At 44.1% G+C, this 2,681-nt stretch carries 4 protein-coding genes; 1 reads left to right on the top strand and 3 read right to left on the bottom strand.

The window, feature by feature from the left end; all coding sequences use genetic code 11:
- Positions 1-111: 111 nt before the first annotated feature.
- Genes tnpC through tnpA form a run of 3 tightly spaced genes read right to left on the bottom strand, consistent with a single transcriptional unit; the run spans position 112 to position 2,279 of the window.
- Positions 112-1,569, bottom strand: coding sequence for an IS66 family transposase (gene tnpC, locus IM500_RS22005; RefSeq protein ID WP_287638165.1), 1,458 nt, complete (start codon positions 1,567-1,569; stop codon positions 112-114).
- Positions 1,570-1,617: 48 nt separating this feature from the next.
- A complete protein-coding gene (gene tnpB, locus IM500_RS22000; RefSeq protein WP_287638163.1) occupies positions 1,618-1,968 on the bottom strand; it encodes an IS66 family insertion sequence element accessory protein TnpB in 351 nt (116 codons plus the stop codon).
- Between the two features lie 2 nt (positions 1,969-1,970).
- Positions 1,971-2,279 carry an IS66 family insertion sequence element accessory protein TnpA gene (gene tnpA / locus IM500_RS21995; protein WP_287638162.1) on the bottom strand — a complete coding sequence of 103 codons (309 nt, stop codon included), beginning with the start codon at positions 2,277-2,279 and terminating at the stop codon, positions 1,971-1,973.
- Positions 2,280-2,356: 77 nt separating this feature from the next.
- Between tnpA and IM500_RS24625 the strand changes: the two genes are divergently transcribed.
- Positions 2,357-2,599, top strand: coding sequence for a hypothetical protein (locus IM500_RS24625; protein WP_353737932.1), 243 nt, complete (start codon positions 2,357-2,359; stop codon positions 2,597-2,599).
- Positions 2,600-2,681: the final 82 nt, after the last annotated feature.

Raw genomic sequence — 2,681 nt, 5'->3', positions numbered from 1 at the left:
ACCCTGGTACTTTTTCAGCGAAGTAAGAGAAGTCTTCACTTCCGGTTTGAGCCGGAACAAGTTTTACATTTTCTTTGCCCGCAGATTTTTGAACGGTAAGCCCACGGTAAACTACACCTTGCGCGGTATCAACTCGTATAATTTGTTGACAGGATGTTGAGGTATAGTTTCGAGTGTGTTCTTGAGCCACTCGAAGGGATTGACGTCATTGATTTTGCAAGTGCCGATGAAAGAATATAGCATCGCTGCTCTTCTGGCTCCGTTGTGTGAACCTGCAAACAAATAGTTCTTTCTTCCGATGGCCACAGGCCTGATGGCATTCTCGATTAGGTTATTATCAACTTCTAATTTTCCATCGGTGGTGTAAAGCATGAGTTTGTCGAACCGTTCCAAACTATAATGAAGGGCTTGCCCAATGGCGCTCTTGGGTAAAACCATTTTGTAATTTTCCAGCATCCAGTCTTTCAACGCTTGAAGAATGGGAAGGGATTGCTCTTGGCGCAACGCCTGACGCTGCTTTGTGGAAAGGGTTTCATTTTTTGCCTGTCGCTCTATAGCATAAACCTTTTGTATTTCGGTTAACGCATAGGAAGCCCTCACTAGGTCATTATCTTTGGCTTCATCAAATTTTCTTCGTGCATGGGCCATGCAGTTGAATGGTTTAATGGTTGACTTCTTATCAAAGTCCTGATACACCGCATAGCCATCGGTCTGTAAATGCCCGGTAAAATCTTTCAGTATCTCTTGCGGCCCTTCACGACCTCTGCCTTCGCGGTAGTCGAACAACACCAACCGCTCAACAGGTGCATGATACACCCAATGATACCCGCGATGAGTCGTTCCCTTTTTATCTTTATCTAAAACTTTTATCGGTGTCTCATCTGCCTGAAGATAATGGGAGGACAAAACGTTCGCTTTGAGAGTATCATAAAGTGGCTCGAGCAGGGTGCATGTACCACCGATCCAGTCGGTGAGTGTTGAAGATGAAAGCTTGATGCCTTCGCGCCCGAAGCGTTGTATCTGCCGGTGTACCGGTAAATGATCGGTGTATTTGTCTATAATGATCTGGGCTAATAATCCCGGGCCTGGAATGCCTTTATCAATAGGCCGCACAGGAAGGTCTGCTATGAGGACACCTTCGCCACCAGCCTTTGCATATTTAGGACGCACATACTGACGAACAAACAATCTTCCGGGTATGCGTTCGAGTTCTTCCGTAATTTCCTCTCCGATCTTTTTTAATCCGCTCACATCTCCTTCGGGTTCAAGGATGACTTGTTCACGTGGCAGATCTGCCGGGAGTCTCATTCTGCCTGTCTGTACTTTTTCTGTTTTTTCTTTTCTCCGCTGGCGTGTGTACTCAATGGCCTGAACAGGCACTGGTGCGGCTTGCACCGTTTCGGCTGTAAGATCAAGGGCTAATTGTTCGGGTGGGGTATTGGCAATGAAACGCTCGTGACGCGAACCGAAAACCAATCGCCTGAGTTGATCGAGTTCGTGGCGAAGGTTGATGATTTCAATACACGCTGACTGATATTTTTCTTTGTAATCAAGCACGGCTTCGTCCACGATGCAAATTTAAAACACATCAGGGTTTATAAATGCATTTTGTGAAGATCATTGAAAATTATTTTTACTGATATCGAAACGCTTTAGTCTTCTCACACTTTTGAGTGAAATACCCTGAAGGATCAGCATGAGTTCATCGCTTCTTAATTCTGAGTGAGTGGTGGGCGATTCATATCGGCCACCTTCTAATCGCTTGTGATAGATGGAAAATCCATCGCGCTCCCAAAGCAACAACTTTACATGGCTACGTCTTTTGTTGAAGAAGATAAATACGTCTCCACTTAATGGATCTTTCATTAAGCCTTCACGTACAAGTCCGCTCAAGCCATCGAAGCCCTTGCGCATGTCGGTTTGATGGCAATACAAAAAATAACGACACGATGAAGGAAGTGAAAGCATGATCAGCTTAAAAGGCTGCGTAAAAATGAAGCATCGACCGGTGGATGGAAAACTAGCTTCCGGCCATCGGGATAGACCAGTTCAACACCACCCGCCCGTAGTCCCTCCTGCTGCCTGACCACGATTCTGCGAAAACCAGATCGACCATCGGTAAGCTGATCTTGTTGATTATACTTTCTTAACCAGTAATGAAATGTATGGTAGGCAATATCCTTCCCTTTGCAAAATTCAAGCTGTGTTTTGCCACTTGCCTTCCAAATCTCGATAAGTGAAAACATTACTTGCTGCAGTGTGCCTGTTGTGGATCCCATAGTTCTTTTTTCCTCAAAACTATGGCTCCCCTAAACTCCTTAAAAGATGTACTTTACCGAAGGGTTACGTTGGAGCGCTGCTAGTAAAAAATGGTGTTGAGACCTCAAGTCATTCCGGTAGCCGACAAAAATTCGGACAACTATTCATTCCCACCGGATTGATAAGTAAAGAACTAGGAAAACATTATTCAGAGCTATTTGAGAAAAGACAAAAGGGAGACTATAATGACTTCTTTGACTTTGACGAAGAAACAGTTGTAAAGTTATACCAACCATCACTTGATTTTATTAAAGAGATTGAAAAACAAATATTGAGTTAGGCAACTGTGCATAACAATATATTTGCGCCAGGCGGGGTTGACGTGTAGTTGAAAGTTTTGTTATCTTTATTGCGTTCGGTGT

This window comes from Microcystis sp. M179S2, from assembly GCF_020245805.1.
Taxonomy (GTDB): domain Bacteria; phylum Cyanobacteriota; class Cyanobacteriia; order Cyanobacteriales; family Microcystaceae; genus Microcystis; species Microcystis aeruginosa.
Note: the sequence above shows the minus strand (reverse complement) of the source record. Positions and strands in the feature narration are given on the sequence as shown.